General features: G+C 65.8%; 18 protein-coding genes. 11 read left to right on the top strand and 7 right to left on the bottom strand.

Annotation, left to right across the window (positions count from 1 at the left end; genetic code table 11):
* Positions 1 to 108: 108 nt before the first annotated feature.
* From AC2T4A_RS21375 to AC2T4A_RS21395, 5 genes are all read right to left on the bottom strand, one after another.
* A complete protein-coding gene (locus tag AC2T4A_RS21375) occupies positions 109 to 1161 on the bottom strand; it encodes a beta-keto acid cleavage family enzyme (protein WP_169939312.1) in 1053 nt (350 codons plus the stop codon).
* 33 nt (positions 1162 to 1194) lie between these two features.
* Complete coding sequence (locus AC2T4A_RS21380) at positions 1195 to 2043, bottom strand: TauD/TfdA dioxygenase family protein (protein ID WP_486741727.1); 849 nt, start codon at positions 2041 to 2043, stop codon at positions 1195 to 1197.
* A 10-nt stretch (positions 2044 to 2053) separates the two neighbouring features.
* Entirely contained in the window at positions 2054 to 3034 is a 981-nt protein-coding gene (locus AC2T4A_RS21385) for a quinone oxidoreductase family protein (protein WP_478378014.1), read from the bottom strand.
* Between the two features lie 307 nt (positions 3035 to 3341).
* Positions 3342 to 4301 (bottom strand): HlyD family secretion protein, encoded by a 960-nt coding sequence (locus tag AC2T4A_RS21390; protein ID WP_416751173.1) that lies wholly within the window; start codon positions 4299 to 4301, stop codon positions 3342 to 3344.
* Positions 4302 to 4304: 3 nt separating this feature from the next.
* Positions 4305 to 4688 (bottom strand): DUF3302 domain-containing protein, encoded by a 384-nt coding sequence (locus AC2T4A_RS21395; protein ID WP_478378015.1) that lies wholly within the window; start codon positions 4686 to 4688, stop codon positions 4305 to 4307.
* A 210-nt stretch (positions 4689 to 4898) separates the two neighbouring features.
* Between AC2T4A_RS21395 and AC2T4A_RS21400 the strand changes: the two genes are divergently transcribed.
* A complete protein-coding gene (locus AC2T4A_RS21400) occupies positions 4899 to 5087 on the top strand; it encodes a hypothetical protein (protein WP_416751169.1) in 189 nt (62 codons plus the stop codon).
* Positions 5088 to 5196: 109 nt separating this feature from the next.
* On the opposite strand, the gene AC2T4A_RS21405 is transcribed toward AC2T4A_RS21400, so the two are convergent.
* Positions 5197 to 5445: a hypothetical protein gene (locus tag AC2T4A_RS21405; protein WP_416751167.1), complete on the bottom strand. Its 249-nt coding sequence runs from the start codon at positions 5443 to 5445 to the stop codon at positions 5197 to 5199.
* A 246-nt stretch (positions 5446 to 5691) separates the two neighbouring features.
* Between AC2T4A_RS21405 and AC2T4A_RS21410 the strand changes: the two genes are divergently transcribed.
* The 6 genes from AC2T4A_RS21410 (at position 5692) to AC2T4A_RS21435 (ending at position 12754) form a co-directional block, all read left to right on the top strand.
* Positions 5692 to 6693 (top strand): HlyD family secretion protein, encoded by a 1002-nt coding sequence (locus tag AC2T4A_RS21410; protein WP_478378017.1) that lies wholly within the window; start codon positions 5692 to 5694, stop codon positions 6691 to 6693.
* Positions 6693 to 8486, top strand: a complete 1794-nt coding sequence (locus AC2T4A_RS21415) for an ATP-binding cassette domain-containing protein (RefSeq protein WP_486741728.1) — start codon at positions 6693 to 6695, stop codon at positions 8484 to 8486. Before AC2T4A_RS21410 ends, AC2T4A_RS21415 begins: the two co-directional genes overlap by 1 nt.
* Positions 8483 to 9613, top strand: a complete 1131-nt coding sequence (locus AC2T4A_RS21420; protein ID WP_486741729.1) for an ABC transporter permease — start codon at positions 8483 to 8485, stop codon at positions 9611 to 9613. The genes AC2T4A_RS21415 and AC2T4A_RS21420 overlap by 4 nt, the downstream gene beginning before the upstream one ends.
* A gap of 147 nt (positions 9614 to 9760) precedes the next feature.
* Positions 9761 to 10864, top strand: coding sequence for an ABC transporter permease (locus AC2T4A_RS21425; protein WP_486741730.1), 1104 nt, complete (start codon positions 9761 to 9763; stop codon positions 10862 to 10864).
* 66 nt (positions 10865 to 10930) lie between these two features.
* Complete coding sequence (locus AC2T4A_RS21430; protein WP_486741731.1) at positions 10931 to 11239, top strand: hypothetical protein; 309 nt, start codon at positions 10931 to 10933, stop codon at positions 11237 to 11239.
* A gap of 21 nt (positions 11240 to 11260) precedes the next feature.
* A complete protein-coding gene (locus AC2T4A_RS21435; RefSeq protein WP_486741732.1) occupies positions 11261 to 12754 on the top strand; it encodes an efflux transporter outer membrane subunit in 1494 nt (497 codons plus the stop codon).
* Here the strand turns inward: AC2T4A_RS21435 and AC2T4A_RS21440 are convergent.
* The gene (locus AC2T4A_RS21440) at positions 12751 to 13377 is read right to left on the bottom strand and encodes an eCIS core domain-containing protein (RefSeq protein ID WP_486741733.1); all 627 of its coding nucleotides are present in this window, start codon (positions 13375 to 13377) and stop codon (positions 12751 to 12753) included. The two genes, AC2T4A_RS21435 and AC2T4A_RS21440, sit on opposite strands and share 4 nt — an antisense overlap.
* Between AC2T4A_RS21440 and AC2T4A_RS21445 the strand changes: the two genes are divergently transcribed.
* The 4 genes from AC2T4A_RS21445 (at position 13376) to AC2T4A_RS21460 (ending at position 15539) form a co-directional block, all read left to right on the top strand.
* Positions 13376 to 13567: a hypothetical protein gene (locus AC2T4A_RS21445; protein ID WP_416751151.1), complete on the top strand. Its 192-nt coding sequence runs from the start codon at positions 13376 to 13378 to the stop codon at positions 13565 to 13567. The two genes, AC2T4A_RS21440 and AC2T4A_RS21445, sit on opposite strands and share 2 nt — an antisense overlap.
* Before the next feature lie 82 nt (positions 13568 to 13649).
* Entirely contained in the window at positions 13650 to 14054 is a 405-nt protein-coding gene (locus AC2T4A_RS21450) for a YybH family protein (protein ID WP_416751149.1), read from the top strand.
* The gene (locus AC2T4A_RS21455) at positions 14051 to 14542 is read left to right on the top strand and encodes a P-loop nucleotide/nucleoside kinase family protein (RefSeq protein WP_416751147.1); all 492 of its coding nucleotides are present in this window, start codon (positions 14051 to 14053) and stop codon (positions 14540 to 14542) included. Before AC2T4A_RS21450 ends, AC2T4A_RS21455 begins: the two co-directional genes overlap by 4 nt.
* Before the next feature lie 58 nt (positions 14543 to 14600).
* Positions 14601 to 15539, top strand: a complete 939-nt coding sequence (locus AC2T4A_RS21460) for a class I SAM-dependent methyltransferase (RefSeq protein ID WP_478378023.1) — start codon at positions 14601 to 14603, stop codon at positions 15537 to 15539.
* The last annotated feature ends 212 nt before the right edge of the window (positions 15540 to 15751 follow it).

Consider the following 15751-nt stretch of genomic DNA (forward strand, 5'->3'; position numbering starts at 1 on the left):
GACGCCACGGTCTCATCCTGCACCGAACGGTCCCCTCTCCCTTCAGGGAGAGGGTTAGGGAGAGGGAAGCCGCCATGCAGAACCATAACGATCATGTTTCGAGGCCCGTCACGCACGAAGCGGGACGGACTTCTGGCCCGGCTGGCGGTTGGGCGCCATGCCGTTCATGCGCAGGGTTTCTTCCACGCTGTCGTACTGCACGCCGATCTTGTAGATGGCGCGCGCTTCCTTGCCGCTGGCGACCTCGCGGCCCAGTTCATGGGCGACGCGGACGCACTGCTGGATCTGTTCCACCGACGTCATGCGCTGGCCGTGCTGGCCGATGATGGTGTCCTCGATGCCGCAACGCGGGTGCAGCCCCATGGCCATCGCCATCATGTTGAACGGCAGGACGTTCTTGAGCAGCGACTCGGCGGTGACGGTGGCGCCGTCCGGTGCGCGGTGCACGAAGTTCATGAAGTTGAACGGATTGGGGCCGTCGAAGCCGCCGCCAATGCCGATCCAGGTCAGGTTCAGCGGGCCCTTGTAGACTCCCTTGCGCACCAGACGCTCGAGGGTTTCCAGGGCATGCATGCCGGTGAGCTGGAAGTGCGGCTGGATGCCGGAGGCCTGTAGGCGCTTGAGGTGTTCCTCGACCCAGGCCGGGCCGGCCGGCACGGTCATCTCGCTGTAGGCCGCCTGGTACAGCGGGTTTTCCAGGGAGGTGCCCTTGAGGTACTCCGGATAGAGCAGCTCCATGATGTTCATCTGGGTGGTGTTGATCGCCACCGTTACCTGGTCGGGCTTGGGAGTCAGCTCGGCGAGCATGTGGCGAGTGTCGTCGGACAGCCATTTGGCCGCTTCGCCGTCGCTCTCCGGGGCGAAGGAAATCGAGCCACCGACCTGGATGATCATGTCCGGCACGGCTTCGCGCACGCCGGCGATCAGCTCGTTGAACTTCGACAGTCGCTTGGAGCCTTTGCCGTCGAGTTCACGTACGTGCAGATGCAGCACGGTGGCGCCCGCTTCGTAGCAGTCCACGGCCTTCTGCACCTGTTCGTCCATGGTCACCGGGATGTCTTCGGGGAAGTCCTCGGGCATCCATTCAGGGCCGTAGGGAGCGGTGGTGATGACCACTTTTTCCTGGTTCTCGGGGTGCAGCGAATCGTCGAAGAATTGCATGTCGGTCTCCGTAATTGTTCTTGTGAAGAGGGCTCAGAACGGCTTGTCGCCGATGATCCCGGCGCGCTCCATGCGGCGCACGCAGGGCGGGTAGTCCATCACCGCGTAGTGCTGGGTAGAGCGGTTGTCCCAGATCGCCACGTCGTTCTTCTTCCAGCGCCAGCGCACCTGGAATTCGGGGATGTAGACCTGGCTGACCAGGTAGCGCAGGAGGTCCGAGGCGCCGGGGTTGGCGTCTTGGCCGAAGCGCACGTTCTGCGCGGTGTGGTAGTTGGTGAAGTGGGTGGTGAAGGCGTTGACGAACAGCACCTTCTCCCCGGTTTCCGGGTGGGTGCGCACCACGGGGTGCTCGGCGTCGGGATACATGGCCTTGAGCGCCAGGCGCTTCTCGATGGGCATCGCCGCACCGAAACTGGCTTCGATGCTGTGGCGCGCACGCAGCTTCTCGATACGTTCCTTGATCTCGGCCGGAAGCATGTCGTAGGCCAGCGCCATGTTCGCCCACATGGTGTCGCCGCCCACCGGCGGGCACTCCACGCAGCGCAGGACGCAGCCCAGGGGCGGCGCCTCGCGCCAGGTGGCGTCTGTGTGCCAGGCGTTCTCGTAGCGATCGTTGGGCAGGTCGGGGGTCTTGTAGATGCGCACCAGGCCCGGATGCTCCGGGTCGCTGCCGGCCACCGGGTGGTCTTCCAGTTCACCGAAGCGGCGGGCGAAGGCCACGTGCTCGGCGCGGCTGATGTCCTGGTCGCGCAGGAACAGTACCTTGTGCTTGAGCAGCAGCTCGCGCAGCTCGGCGAACAGGCCCTCGTCGCGGGAAGCGTCGCCCAGGTTCACCCCTGAGATTTCGGCGCCAATGCTGCAGGTCAGACGTTCTACGTGCATGGCGGCGCCCTCAGATGACGAAGATCGACGAGCCGGTGGTCTTGCGCGACTCAAGGTCGCGATGGGCTTGGACGGCATCCTCCAGCGCATAGTGCTGGTTGATCTCGATGCGGATATCGCCGTTGCCCACGTGGGTGAACAGTTCGTCCAGCAGCGCCGCCTTCTCCGCCGGGTCGGCGATGTAGTCGGCCAGGGCCGGGCGAGTCAGGAAGATCGAACCCTTCATCGCCAGCAGCACCGGATCGAACGGCGGGATCGGGCCCGATGCGGTGCCGACGCAGACCATCAGGCCACGGCGCTTGAGCGACTCCAGGGACGTCATGAAGGTGTCCTTGCCGACGCTGTCGAAGACCACGTCCACGCCACGGCCATCGGTGAGTTCGCGAACGCGCTCGGCGACACTCTCATGGCTGTAGTTGATGACGTGCTCGCAGCCGTGGGCGAAGGCCACTTCAGCCTTGGCGTCGCTGGAAACGGTGCCGATCACCCGCAGGCCAAGCAGTTTCGCCCATTGCGAAACGATCAGGCCGACACCACCGGCGGCGGCATGCAGCAGGATGCTCTGGCCCGGCTTGAAGTCGTGGATGCGACGCAGCAGATAGGCCGAGGTCAGGCCGCGCATGGTCATGGCGGCAGCGGTCTCGAAGGCGATGTTCTCCGGCAGGCGGATCAGCGGCGCCGCCGGTACCAGGCGCTCGGTGCTGTATGCGCCGAGGGTGTTGATGAAGCCGGTGTAGGTCACGCGGTCACCGGGCACGACGTTGGTTACGCCGTCGCCCACCGCGACTACCACACCGGCGGCTTCCACGCCCATGCCGCTGGGCAGCGGTACGGCGTAGGTGCCATTGCGGAAGTAGGTGTCGGCGTAGTTCAGGCCCACCGCCACATGGCGGATGCGCACTTGCCCCGGGCCGGGCTCGCCGACCTCCACGTCCTCGTAACGCAGGACTTCGGGTCCCCCTGTTTCATAGAAACGAACGGCTTTGGCCATGGCCGGAATCTCCAGTTGTCTTGTTGTCGTGGGCGCTTTCGTTTGGAGCAGGCAAGCGCCCTTTGAGCGGACAATAGGCAGGGGGCCGACGGGCAGCTTCACATGGTGCGACAGGGGCTTTTCATTTCATGACAGGCCGGAAGGCACGGGGCTGAGGTGTACCTGCAGGAGCGAGCTTGCTCGCGAACCGTGTCTGCCCGGCAGCTCCAGGCATCAAGCGGTTCGCGAGCAAGCTCGCTCCTGCAATTTGGGGGGCAACTCCGGTGGGAATGGCTGCGGCCAGGCGGCCGCAGCGCGGGGGGTTGGATCAGTGGAACGGGAAGATGTAGTTCATCCAGGCCGCCATGCGCAGGAGGATCTTGCGCATGATCGCCACATGGTGGAAATGCTCGCTGTAGATCGCCGCCTGGCCGTATGCACCGCCCGGCATCAGGGGCGCATACTGGGCATAGTCCGGGTCGGTGATCTCGATGAGCACCGGCACACGCCCGGGCGGCGGTGAGCCGGTATAGCTGATCAGGGTACCCGACGGCTGTACCTGGCCCTCGCCGATCACACCGATGGCCTGTTTCACCTTGCCGGAGAAGACCTTGCCGGGAATCCCGTCAAAGGCCACTTCGGCTTCGTCACCGGCGGTCAGGCGCAACTGGCTGTTCTGCCGCATCCAGGCCGCGAAGTATTGTCCTTCGTCCGGCACAAAGACCATGGACGGGCGCAACGGCAGGCGCGTCGCCATCATCCCCGGACGCAGCGACACGTGGGTAACGAAGCCACGAGACGGCGCACGCACCACGGTGTTATCGAGGTTGAACTGCGCCAGCGCCAGCTGGGCTTCCAGGTCATCGACGCGGGCGGTGGTGAGGTCGACATCACGTTTGTTTCCCACATTGCGCAGCGCCAGTTCACGGGCACGGGACTGATCGGCGCGCGCCGATACCAGCTGTGCCTTGATCGAGTCCAGTTTCAGCTGGAACGGTTTGGGGTCGATACGGAACAGCACCGTCCCTTTCTCGATCATCTGGTTGCCCTTCACAGGCACCTCGATCACCTGGCCGGTGACCACCGGAATCACCGGAGTGGAGACGAAGTAGGAACGCGCCACCTCGGAATACGGGTGGTTGTAGTTCATGGTGAAGATCAGCGCGCCGATCAGCACCACGCCACCAAGCACGGCGGTGGGTACCGTCCACTTGTTCAGCGGGATGCGGAAGATCTTGAAGATGGCGATGCAGATGGCGGTGTAGGTCAGAACCAGCAACAAGTCCATGGATCAGCCCTCCCCGCCGGGTTGAGACGCTGCCGCTGCCGGTGGCGGCTCCGCAACGGTGGCGGGAGCGCGACCTTCCAGCACATCCAGGCGCTGGCGCAATTCGGCCAACTGCGCCTCGAGGTACTCCGCCTCGGCCTGCGGTGTTCGACCATGATGAAAGCCCCAGCCGCGGTCCTTGCGGTACAACATGGCCCAGATCCAGAGGAACGGCCACAGCGCATGCAGGGTGAACAGACTGACCCAGCCGGCCGCGTGGATCGCGTCCTGGTGGGGGTGGTCGCGGTGCACCGCGATCTCATAAGGAATGTCGTGCAGCACGATGATCCCGTAGAACAGCACCACGGCAGCGAAAACCAATATTCCCAGCGCAACGTAATCGAGCATCCCGCCCTCCTTGCCCCCCGAGCCCAGTGCCGGGGCGAGTCGCTTGAGTATGGATGAGCCATGGCAATCTGCACGATCGTTGCAACGCCTGAATTCGGCGCTTTCGAAGAGTCGCCAGGAATCCCTGGCCGGCCCCATTCGTCCGACGGGACGCCCCATCGACGGATTTTCACGTTCACTGGGAAAGGACATCACCCAGAGGACTCGACCATGCCACGGCCCACCATCCTGCTGCTGATCGGCGCGCTGGCCGTGCTGCTCGGCGGCTCATCCTGCGGCACGCACAACGACCGTCACGATGCCCCACCGCCGCCACCGATGGACGACGGGCAGATGGGCTATCAGCGCATTCCGCAGCAGCAGATCCAGCCGCAGGTGCAATCGATTCCGCGGCGCTGACCACCCAGCTTTGTAGGAGCGAGCTTGCTCGCGAACCGCCCTCACACCGCCGGCAACCGGCTAGAGCGTTCGCGAGCAAGCTCGCTCCTACAGCCCCCTGCGGCGTCGATCAGGAATGTCGCGCGCGCATCCGTCCCGCCGGGCTCAGCAGGATCACCCGCGCCACCACCAGCGCCAGCACGCCGGCCACGGCGAAGCCAGCGAGGATCGCCACCCCACCGTCCTGCTCGAGAAAATCGGTCAACGCCGCGAGCCCCGCAGCCAGGAACAACAACACCAGGCCGAACCACTGCATCCGCAGGGCGCGCAGGCGCCAGGAGCTACGGTGTTCCGGCAGAAGAGTTTTCTCGTGGCCCATGACAGCCTCCTGATGAGGAGTGTCACTCCACGCTAACAGGCAATATGGCCCCTGACGCGGAAGCTGACGAAACGCCCAGGCACGCCGCCACCATCAAATTGAAACCTTCGTCCCATGTCGCTGCCGAACGGTGATCGAAGCCGCCGGGCCGGCAGGCCAGAGCGTTTCGCCATTGATACAGGTCCGCATGTATTGCGTGGAACTGTCTATCCTTCACCCGGCTGTCATGAAACAGGGAAGGCCTGCATGCCTAAGAAGCTGGTGCTGGTGGCGCTCGTAGCGCTGCTGCTGGGGGGCGGAGTGTGGTGGTACCTGCACTCCCGCGAAAGTGACGACAAACGCCTGGTGCTCTACGGCAACGTGGACATCCGCCAGGTATCGCTGGCCTTCACCGGCAGCGAGCGCATCGCGAAGATGAATGTCGAGGAAGGCGATCAGGTGAAAGCCGGCGACGTGCTGGCCAGCCTCGACACCCGCACCCTGCGCCTGCAGATCGACAAGGCCCAGGCGCAGATCGCCGCCCAAGAGCAGAACCTGCTGCGCCTGAAGAACGGCTCGCGCCCCGAGGACATCGATCGCGCCAAGGCACAGGACAAGGCCGCCCGTGCCCAACTCGACCTCGCCAACACCCAGCTGCGCCGGCTGGAGAACATCCGCGCCAATAGCCCCGGCGGCCGCGCCGTCAGTCAGCAGGACATCGACAGCGCCGTCTCGCAGCAGAAGGTCGCCCAGGCCGAGCTGGAAGACCGGCAGAAATCCCTGCGCCTGGCGCAGATCGGCCCGCGCGCGGAAGACATCGCCCAGGCCGACGCCCAGCTCGCCGCCGCCCGTGCCGACGTGGCGCTGCTGCAGCACAACCTCGACGAAGCCGACCTCAAGGCGCCGCAGAACGCCACCGTGCGCTCGCGCCTGCTGGAGCCCGGCGACATGGCGTCGCCGCAGCGACCGGTGTACTCCCTGGCGCTGACCGACCCGAAATGGATCCGCGCCTACGTCAGCGAAACCAACCTGGGCCGTATCAAGCCCGGCCTGAAGGCCCAGGTGTTCACCGACAGCCACCCGGACCAGGCCATCGACGGCCATGTCGGCTTCATCTCCTCCGTCGCCGAATTCACGCCCAAGTCGGTGCAGACCGAGGAGCTGCGTACCAGCCTTGTCTACGAGGTGCGCGTGCTGGTGGCTGACCCGGACAACCGCCTGCGCCTGGGCATGCCGGCCACGGTGCGCTTTGCCGACGAGCCACGCTGATGAGCGACGCTCCAGTCATCCGCGCCGAAGGCCTGGCGAAGCACTTCCTGGTGAAAGAGTCGGGCAAGACGGTGCAGGCGCTGAAAGACATCAGCCTGGACATTCCACGCGGTCAGCTCACCGCGCTGGTCGGCCCGGACGGCGCCGGCAAGACCACCTTCCTGCGCCTGGTCGCCGGGCTGCTGCAGGCCGACGCCGGCACGCTCACGGTGCTGGACCTGGACGTCCACGCCCACCCACAGCAGGTGCAGGACCGCATCAGCTACATGCCGCAGCGCTTCGGTCTCTATGAGGACCTGAGCGTGCAGGAGAACCTCGACCTCTACGCCGACCTCCACGGCGTCCCCCACAAGGAACGCCAGGAGCGCTACCAGCGCCTGCTGGAGATGACCGACCTGGCGCGCTTCACCGACCGCCCGGCGGGCAAGCTCTCCGGCGGCATGAAACAGAAGCTCGGCCTGGCCTGCACCCTGGTTCGTTCGCCGGACCTGCTGCTGCTCGACGAGCCCACCGTCGGCGTCGACCCGCTGTCGCGCCGTGAACTGTGGGAGATCATCCAGCAGTTGATCGAACAGGAGCAGCTCAGCGTGCTGGTTTCCACCTCGTACATGGACGAGGCCGAGCGTTGCGCGGAGGTCTTCCTGCTGCACCAGGGCCATCTGATGGCCAAGGGCGACCCGGCCTCGATCCGCGAACACGCCGACAACCTCTGCTTCATCGCCACCCCGCCCCAGGAAGAGCCCGCGCGCACCCTGCAGGCGCGGCTGCTGGACGACCACCAGAACATCGTCGATGCGGTGCCGCAGTCCGGCGAAGTGCGCTTCATCCGCCAGCCCGACGCCGACCAGGCCACCCTCGACAAGCTGCTCGACGGTGCGCCGGTGCGCCAGGTGGACGCGCGCCTGGAAGACGGCTTCATGTTCCTGCTGCGCGCCCGCAGCGACGCCGAGCAGGTCGACATGGAGTCGCTCAAGGCCGGCACCCGTCGCCACGGAGAGGGCCGCGCCGACAGTGACGAAACGGTGATCGAAGTGAAGGACCTGGTGCGCAAGTTCGGCGACTTCACCGCCGTGGCCAGCACCAGTTTCAGCGTGCACCGCGGGGAAATCTTCGGCCTGCTCGGCCCCAATGGTGCCGGCAAGACCACCACCTTCCGCATGCTCTGCGGGCTGCTGCCGGCCACCAGCGGCACGCTGCAGGTGGCCGGGGTCAACCTGCGCCACGCGCGGGCCCAGGCACGGCGCAAGGTCGGCTACGTTTCTCAGAAGTTCTCCCTCTACGGCAATCTCTCCGTCGCCGAGAACCTGCGCTTCTTCGGCGGCGCCTACGGGCTGGGCGGCAAGCAGCTGAAGCAGCGGATGGATGATGTTTCCCGCCAGTTCGACCTCGCCGGCCAGGAGGACTCGCCCAGCGGCCAGCTCCCCGGCGGCTTCAAGCAGCGTCTGGCGATGGCGGTCGGCCTGCTCCACGAACCGGAAATCCTCTTCCTCGACGAACCCACCAGTGGCGCCGACCCGCTGGCCCGCCGTGGATTCTGGCAGCGCATCACGGCGCTGGCGGCGTCCGGCACCACCATCATCATCACCACCCACTTCATGGAAGAAGCCGAGTACTGCGACCGCATCGTCATCCAGGACGCCGGCAAGCTGCTGGCCATGGGCACCCCGCAAGAGGTGCGCGAGCAGGCCGGCGGCAAGGGCAGCACGCTGAACATGGAGCAGGCGTTCATCCAGATCGTCGAAACCAATCGCGTAGAAAGCAACCGCCAGCACGCCAAGGCGGGAGCGGCATGAGCGCCGGCGGCTTCTGGCGGCGCCTCGCCTCGCTGACCCGCAAGGAAGTGCGGCAGCTGGTGCGCGACCGCAGCAACCTGCTGATCGGCATCGGCCTGCCCATCGCGCTCATCCTGATCTTCGGCTACGGCCTGTCGCTGGACGTCAAGCGCGCCATCGTCGCCATCGTCCTCGACGACCCCTCCCCCGTGGCCCGTGACGTCGCCGCCGGGATCAGCCGCACCGAGTACCTGGAGCCACACCTGGTGCGCTCATTCGCCGAGGGCGAGAAGCTGATGCGCGCCCGCGAGGTGGATGCGGTGGTGCAGTTCCCTTCCGACTTCACCCGCAACCTCAATGACGGCCATGCGCAGATCCAGGTGCTGGTACAGGGCTCGGATGCCACCCGCGCCGCCAGCGTCTCGACCTACGTCAGCAGTGCGCTGGCGGGATACGGCGAGAAGCAGGCCGACCGTGGCTCCAACTCGGCGAGCCAGGCTGGCGCGGTCACCATCGTCCAGCGCATGTGGTTCAACGCCGCCAACACCAGCACCTGGTACCTGGTGCCGGGGCTGATCGTGCTGATCATGACCCTGGTCGGCGCCTTCCTCACCGCCCTGGTGATGGCCCGCGAGTGGGAGCGCGGCACGCTGGAGGCGCTGTTCGTCACGCCGGTGCGGCCGGTGGAAATCCTCCTGGCGAAGATCATTCCCTGCTTCGGCATCGGCATGATCGGCCTGGCACTGTGCCTGCTCGCCGCGCGCTTCCTGTTCGACGTGCCGATCTACGGCTCCTTCATCGTCCTGGTAATCGCCTCCATGCTCTACATGCTGGTGGCGCTGGGCATCGGCCTGCTGATCTCGGCGGTGACCAAGAACCAGTTCCTCGCCAGCCAGATCGCCCTGCTCGCCAGCTTCCTGCCGGCAATGATGCTCTCGGGCTTCATCTTCGACCTGCGCAACGTGCCCACCGCCATCCGCGTGATCGGCAACCTGCTGCCGGCGACCTACTTCATGGAACTGGTGAAATCCCTGTTCCTGGCCGGCGACTTCTGGCCAATGATCTTCAAGAACTGCGCCATCCTCGCCGCCTACGCCGTCGCCCTGCTAGGTCTGGCGCGGCTGGTGACGCGCAAACGGCTGGACTAGAACGTGTTCAAGGTCTCGCCGAGCGCAGCCCAGACAAGGCGGAAACGGGCGAAAAAGCGCAGTTTACGTGGTGTAAATGAGCATTTTGAGCCTGTTTCCAACGCAGTATGGGCAAGCGCAGGCAGACATTGAGCAGGTTCTGACGACATGGAATTTCTCTGGCGCATCCTCAACCTCTGGCGCAAGGAACTGCTGGTGATCCTCAAGGACCCGGCCAACCGCATCGTGCTGGTGGCGCCGGTGCTGATGCAGAGCGTGCTGTTCGGCTACGCGGTGACCTTCGACCTGAACGACGCGCCTTACGCCATCCTCGACCTGAGCCACAGCGAATCCTCCACCCGCCTCGCCTCGCGGCTGGACGGCAGCGGCATCTTCCATCGCGTGGCAACGCTCACCCGCGTGGAGGAAATCCAGACGGTCATCGACGAGCAGAAGGCCCTGCTGGTGATCCACATTCCCTCAGACTTCCAGACCCGCCTGGCCCAGGGCGACCCGGCGCCGATCCAGGTCATCCTCGACGGGCGCAACTCCAACACCGCCGGCTCCGCCGCTGCCGGCCTCGCCGTGGTGGTGGACGAATTCAACCGGGAGCAGGGCCTGGCCTCCGCGCCGATCAGCGTGGTCAGCCGCTCCTGGTACAACCCCAACCTGGAAACCCGCTGGCCACTGATCCCCGCGCTGATCGCCACCCTGAGCATGATGCAGACACTGATGCTCACCGCGCTCTCGGTTGCCCGCGAGCGTGAACAGGGCACCTTCGACCAGTTGCTGGTCACGCCCTACACGCCGCTGGAAATCATGTTCGGCAAGGCCATCCCACCGCTGCTGATCGGCCTGGTGCAGGCCACGCTGGTGCTGCTGATGGCGCTGTTCTGGTTCCGAATACCCATGGCCGGTTCGCTGCTGAACCTCTACGGCGGGCTGACGGTGTTCACCATCGCCTGCGTCGGGCTGGGCATGTCGATCAGCGCGGTGTCGCTGAATATGCAGCAGGCGATGCTCTACACCTTCGTGCTGATCATGCCGCTGACGCTGCTCTCCGGCCTTGCCACGCCGGTGCGCAACATGCCCGAGTTCCTGCAGATGGTGACTTACGCCAACCCGCTGCGCTTTGGCATCGACCTGATCCAGCGCGTCTACCTCGAAGGCGCGACCCTGGTCGATGTCTGGCACAACCTGATCCCCATGCTGGTGGTGGCCGCCGTCACCCTGCCGCTCGCCTCGTGGCTGTTCCGCCACCGGCTTGCGTAGCGAGTCACCCGGCATGGCGAGCGAATGCAATATCCTGACAGGGCGTTACCTGGGAAATGGACAACCATGAGCGACACCAGCAGCTTCATCGTCTTCGCCGTCACCCAGCTCCTGCTGCCGTTCTGGCTCGGCCACCTGTACTGCCGCAAGCAGGGCATTGCCACTCAATCCTGGCGCGCGGGCGGCATCTACCTGATCGCCCTATCGGTGGCGATGCTGTTCTTCATCGGCCTGCTGGGCCTGCCCACCCACGTGAAGAATGTCGGCATGGTAACCAACCGCCCCATGGGCCTGGCCTGCGGCGTGATCGGCATTCTCGGCGGTCTACTGATGGGCTATGTCGCGCGACGTTTCGAAAGCACTTCGGATGACTAGTTTTGCAAGAGGGTGTCACCCATGAACCTCACCTTCCGCTTCGTCTCCAGCGCCCTGCTGGGTGCCAGCCTCGCGGGCTGCGCAGTGGGCCCCGACTACGAGGCGCCGAAAACGCAGACGCCGGCCAGTTGGCAGGCCGCCCACTCCGGCAGCGGGCAACTGCACCCAGCCGAAGGCAGCACCCGCCTCGGCGAGGACTGGTGGAGCCTGTTCAACGACCCGGTGCTGAACAACCTGCAGCGCCGCGCCGACAAGGCCAGCCCCGACCTCAACAGCGCCGTACTGCGTTTTGCCCAGAGCCGCATGCAGCGGCAGATGGTAGCCGCGCAGCGCGGCGTCGACGTCAACGCCTCGGCCGCAGTGAATCGCCAGCGCCTGAGCGAGAACGGCTCCAACGCGCTGATGATCCAACGCATCGCCCCCACCGGCGACAGCGACCAGATCGCCAAGGTCCTGGCCGAACCCTTCACGCTCTACCAGGCCGGCTTCGATGCCTCCTGGGAACCGGACCTGTGGGGGCGCATCCGCCGCTCCATCGAAGCCGCCGATGCCAGCGTCGATGCACAGCAGGCGATGTTCGAGGAAACCCGCCTGGGCGTATCGGCGGAACTGGCCCGCAGCTACTTCGAGCTGCGCGGCGTGCAGCAACAGATCGCCGTGGCTCAGCAGGACATCGCCGCCACCGAGGAATCGATGCAGTTGATCCAGGTGCGCGCCGACGGCGGGCTGGTGGACGATTTCGACGTCGAGCGCCAGCGCGGCCAGCTCGCCGAGCTGCGCTCCAGCCTGCCGCAACTGCAGGCCAGCGAGAGCGCGGCAATCAACCAGATCGGCGTGCTGATCGGCGCCGAGCCGGGCAGCCTGCGCGAGGACCTGAAACCCGTCGCGCAGACTGCGCCGCAGACACCCGACCTGAGCCTGGGCCTGCCTTCGGAAGTGGCGCGCCGGCGCCCGGACATCCGCGCCGCCGAAGCCCAGCTGCACGCCGCCACCGCCAACATCGGCGTGGCCGTGGCCGACCTCTACCCGACGATTCGCCTGGGTGCGAACTTCGGCTACGAGTCGGTGGAAGACAGCAAGTTCGGCGACTGGGGCAGCCGCACCTGGACGGTCGGCCCGAGCCTGTCGCTGCCGATTTTCGACAACGGCCGGCGGCGCTCGCAGATCAACCTGCGCAAACTGGAACAGCAGGAAGCGGCGGTGTCCTACCAGCAGACCGTGCTCAAGGCCTGGCAGGAAGTGGACGACGCGCTGAGCCATTACGGTGCCGAACGCCAACGCAACCAGCGTCTGCAGGAAAAACTGCGCAGCAGCGATATCGCCTATGGCATGGCCAAGGCACGCTATGCCGGCGGCATGACGGACTTCCTGGTGGAACTGGACGCCCAGCGCGCGTACCTGCAATCACGCCGCGACGTGGTGGATAGCGACACCCAGCTGCGCCTGACGCTGATCGCCCTGTGCAAGGCGCTCGGCGGCGGTACGCCGGCGCCGGAAGCCAGCGCCAGCCGCTAAGGACCGTTCTTCTGCGCGGTGACCTTGCCATCGCGCAGGTCCTTGGCGACCCGGCGCTGCATCTCGTAGGCCGGCGCTTCCACCGCGTCGAAGTCCTCGGAATAGCGCGTGGCGAAGCCCTGCACGCCCCACTCCTGGTACTGCTTCACGTGCCACAGCTCGTGAGCCCAGAGGGCGACGTCCTTCTGCGCGTCGTCCTCGCTGCGGAACACGATCACGTCCACCAGGGTGACGGCCTCGGTATCGGGGTTCTGCATGATTGCCTGGCCAGCGTTCAGGTCATCCAGCGCACCGATGGAATAGCGTGCGGCCATGAGCACGTCGTCGGGGTAGTAAGGTTGCAGCTGGGCGCGAATCTCCAGCGGGATCGGTTCGGTGCCGCCCTGCACGGCCTGATCGCGGGACTGCTGCAGCCAGACGGCCAATGCCTGGGCGGCCATCTTGCGAGTGTCAGTGAGCACAGGGCCGAGCACGGCACCCAGGTCTGGCAGGCACATGCAGGTGTCCAGGCACACCTGACGCTGCCCCGCCGGGCACGTCACGGCAAGGGCGTCGACGGACGCGGCCAACCCGGCGAGCAACGCCAGGGCGCGCAGGAAGCGGGTTGCGAGGGAGGATGGCATGAAAAGGCTCCGCTACAGCGTGGAGAAAGACATGGTGCTCAGACAATGGCGCGGCGCGATCATGCCATGCCGCCAGCAAAAAAAGAGCGCTGGCGCGACGGATGAAACTTCTGGTAGCTTCTGCTCCATGAATGCCGCCAACCGCACCTTCCAGCAGATTATTACCACCATCGCTCCGATGGTGGGTTAGCGCATTCCGCGAACAACCAAACCCGCCTCCCGGCGGGTTTTTTAATGCCCGCCGTCCGAGGCTCCCGATCGAGGAGACACTGATGGACCAGGCAACCCACCCAGAGCAGCACCCGCTGCAAGCGCTCATCCAGGCTGCAGACGAAGCCATCGGCCGCGAGGACTTCAACGCCCTGCTCGAGTTCTACACCGACGACGCCCTGCTGGTGGTCAAGCCCGGCCTGCTGGCGCGCGGCAAGGAACAGATCCGCCGCGCCTTCGTCGCCATCGCCGAGCACTTCGGCCACAACCTGCGGGTGCGCCAGGGTCGCCTGGAAATCCTCGAGACCGGCGATATCGCCCTGGTGGTCGCGCAGACTTTGCTCGACACCAGCCACGGCAAGCTGAGCCGTCGCGCCACCTACGTGTTCCGCCGCGAAGCCGACGGCGCCTGGCGCTGCGCCGTCGACAATTCCTACGGCACCGATCTGCTGGAGGTAACCACATGAATTCACCGACCGGTACGCTGCACCTCCTGTGTGGCAAGGCGGCATCGGGCAAATCCCGCCTGGCGCGGGAGCTGGCCGAGGCGCCGGGCACCGTGATGCTGGCCGAGGAACAATGGCTGGCCGAGCTGTTTCCCTGGGGCATCAGCAATCCTGACGACTACCAGCTCTACGCTCGCCGCGTACGCAAGGTCATGGGCCCGCACGTGGTCGGCCTGCTGCGCGCCGGCACCAGCGTGGCGCTGGATATCCCCGCCAACACCCTGGCCGACCGCCGCTGGCTGATTGATCTGGCGGAGCAGGCCGGTGCGGCGCACTGCCTGCATTTTCTCGACGTCGACCCGGCCACCTGCCGCGACCGGCTGCTGGCGCGCCACGCGATTGCCCCGCTCGCCGCGCCGCTGGACCCGGCCGGCTACGAAGCGCTCAACCGCTACTTCGTCGCCCCACGCCCGGAGGAAAGACTGCAGGTGCAGCGCCATGGCGCCTGAGCGCGTAGAATCGCCGCCCCGATTTGCTCCAATCGCCTGAATCAGAAAGACCGGAAAGATGAACACCGACGCCATCGCCACCCTGCGAGAGCAACTGCTCACCGCCCTGAACCCCGTCCCCGCGGAAACCCGCCGCCTGTTCCATGGCCGCGGCCGCCGCTGGCCGGGGCTGGAGCAGGTCACCGCCGACTGGCTGGAAGGCGTGCTGCTGGTGTCGCTGTTCCGTGAGCCTGAAGCGGAGGAGCTGGCGGCCCTCAGGACGATGCTGAGCGACCTGGCTGACAGCGAGGTATGGCGTGCCAGCGGCGCCCGCAGCCTGATGCTGCAGCACCGCTACACCCTGGAAAGCACCATGGAAGTGCTTGCTGGCGAGACCTTCGACGGCTGGCAGATCAGCGAACACGGCCTGCGCTACCAGCTCGACCTGGGCCGCAAGCAGAACAACGGCCTGTTCCTCGACATGCGTTACGGCCGCCAGTGGGTGCAGGCCAACTCCGCAGGCCTGCGCGTGCTCAACCTGTTCGCCTACACCTGCGGCTTCTCCGTGGCAGCGATCGCCGGCGGTGCGCAGAAGGTGGTCAACCTCGACATGGCCCGCGCGGCGCTCAGCCGTGGCCGCGATAACCACCGCCTGAACGGCCACGACCTGTCGAAGGTGAGCTTCCTCGACCACGACCTGTTCAAGTCCTGGGGCAAGGTGAAGAAGTCCGGCCCCTACGACCTGATCATCATCGACCCGCCGAGCTTCCAGAAAGGCAGCTTCGTCCTCGACAAGGACTACGCCCGCGTCCTGCGCCGCCTGCCGGAGCTGCTGGATGGCGCAGGCACCGTACTGGCCTGCGTAAACGACCCCGCCGTCGGCATGGACTTCCTCCTCCAGGGCATGGCCGCCGAGGCGCCGCCGCTGCGCTTCATCGAACGCCTGGAAAACCCACCGGAATTCGCCGACATCGAGGAAGACAGCGGCCTGAAGGCACTGGTGTTTCGCCTCGACTGATCCGCCGGCCAGGCACGGCCCTTGTAGGAGCGAGCTTGCTCGCGAATCCCGCTTCACGCCGGGCCAACCGGTGCAATGCGTTCGCGAGCAAGCTCGCTCCTACAGCCATCCTGAAAACCCAGCGCAAGGCATCTCCCGATGAAAGGCCGCACTAACCCTTGCGGCCAAGCCACCATCACGCCATCCTTGGCACTGTATGTAAAACCAGTGCC

The sequence above is a fragment of the Pseudomonas sp. PVC-3-1 genome (assembly GCF_057444315.1).

Coding starts and splice junctions, on each gene's coding strand:
- AC2T4A_RS21375 (WP_169939312.1), bottom strand. CDS start 1,161: ATGCAATTCTTCGACGATTCGCTGCACCCCGAGAACCAGGAAAAAGTG.
- AC2T4A_RS21415 (WP_486741728.1), top strand. CDS start 6,693: ATGAGCGACGCTCCAGTCATCCGCGCCGAAGGCCTGGCGAAGCACTTC.
- AC2T4A_RS21385 (WP_478378014.1), bottom strand. CDS start 3,034: ATGGCCAAAGCCGTTCGTTTCTATGAAACAGGGGGACCCGAAGTCCTG.
- AC2T4A_RS21380 (WP_486741727.1), bottom strand. CDS start 2,043: ATGCACGTAGAACGTCTGACCTGCAGCATTGGCGCCGAAATCTCAGGG.
- AC2T4A_RS21425 (WP_486741730.1), top strand. CDS start 9,761: ATGGAATTTCTCTGGCGCATCCTCAACCTCTGGCGCAAGGAACTGCTG.
- AC2T4A_RS21420 (WP_486741729.1), top strand. CDS start 8,483: ATGAGCGCCGGCGGCTTCTGGCGGCGCCTCGCCTCGCTGACCCGCAAG.
- AC2T4A_RS21430 (WP_486741731.1), top strand. CDS start 10,931: ATGAGCGACACCAGCAGCTTCATCGTCTTCGCCGTCACCCAGCTCCTG.
- AC2T4A_RS21435 (WP_486741732.1), top strand. CDS start 11,261: ATGAACCTCACCTTCCGCTTCGTCTCCAGCGCCCTGCTGGGTGCCAGC.
- AC2T4A_RS21395 (WP_478378015.1), bottom strand. CDS start 4,688: ATGCTCGATTACGTTGCGCTGGGAATATTGGTTTTCGCTGCCGTGGTG.
- AC2T4A_RS21400 (WP_416751169.1), top strand. CDS start 4,899: ATGCCACGGCCCACCATCCTGCTGCTGATCGGCGCGCTGGCCGTGCTG.
- AC2T4A_RS21450 (WP_416751149.1), top strand. CDS start 13,650: ATGGACCAGGCAACCCACCCAGAGCAGCACCCGCTGCAAGCGCTCATC.
- AC2T4A_RS21410 (WP_478378017.1), top strand. CDS start 5,692: ATGCCTAAGAAGCTGGTGCTGGTGGCGCTCGTAGCGCTGCTGCTGGGG.
- AC2T4A_RS21390 (WP_416751173.1), bottom strand. CDS start 4,301: ATGGACTTGTTGCTGGTTCTGACCTACACCGCCATCTGCATCGCCATC.
- AC2T4A_RS21455 (WP_416751147.1), top strand. CDS start 14,051: ATGAATTCACCGACCGGTACGCTGCACCTCCTGTGTGGCAAGGCGGCA.
- AC2T4A_RS21405 (WP_416751167.1), bottom strand. CDS start 5,445: ATGGGCCACGAGAAAACTCTTCTGCCGGAACACCGTAGCTCCTGGCGC.
- AC2T4A_RS21440 (WP_486741733.1), bottom strand. CDS start 13,377: ATGCCATCCTCCCTCGCAACCCGCTTCCTGCGCGCCCTGGCGTTGCTC.
- AC2T4A_RS21445 (WP_416751151.1), top strand. CDS start 13,376: ATGAAAAGGCTCCGCTACAGCGTGGAGAAAGACATGGTGCTCAGACAA.
- AC2T4A_RS21460 (WP_478378023.1), top strand. CDS start 14,601: ATGAACACCGACGCCATCGCCACCCTGCGAGAGCAACTGCTCACCGCC.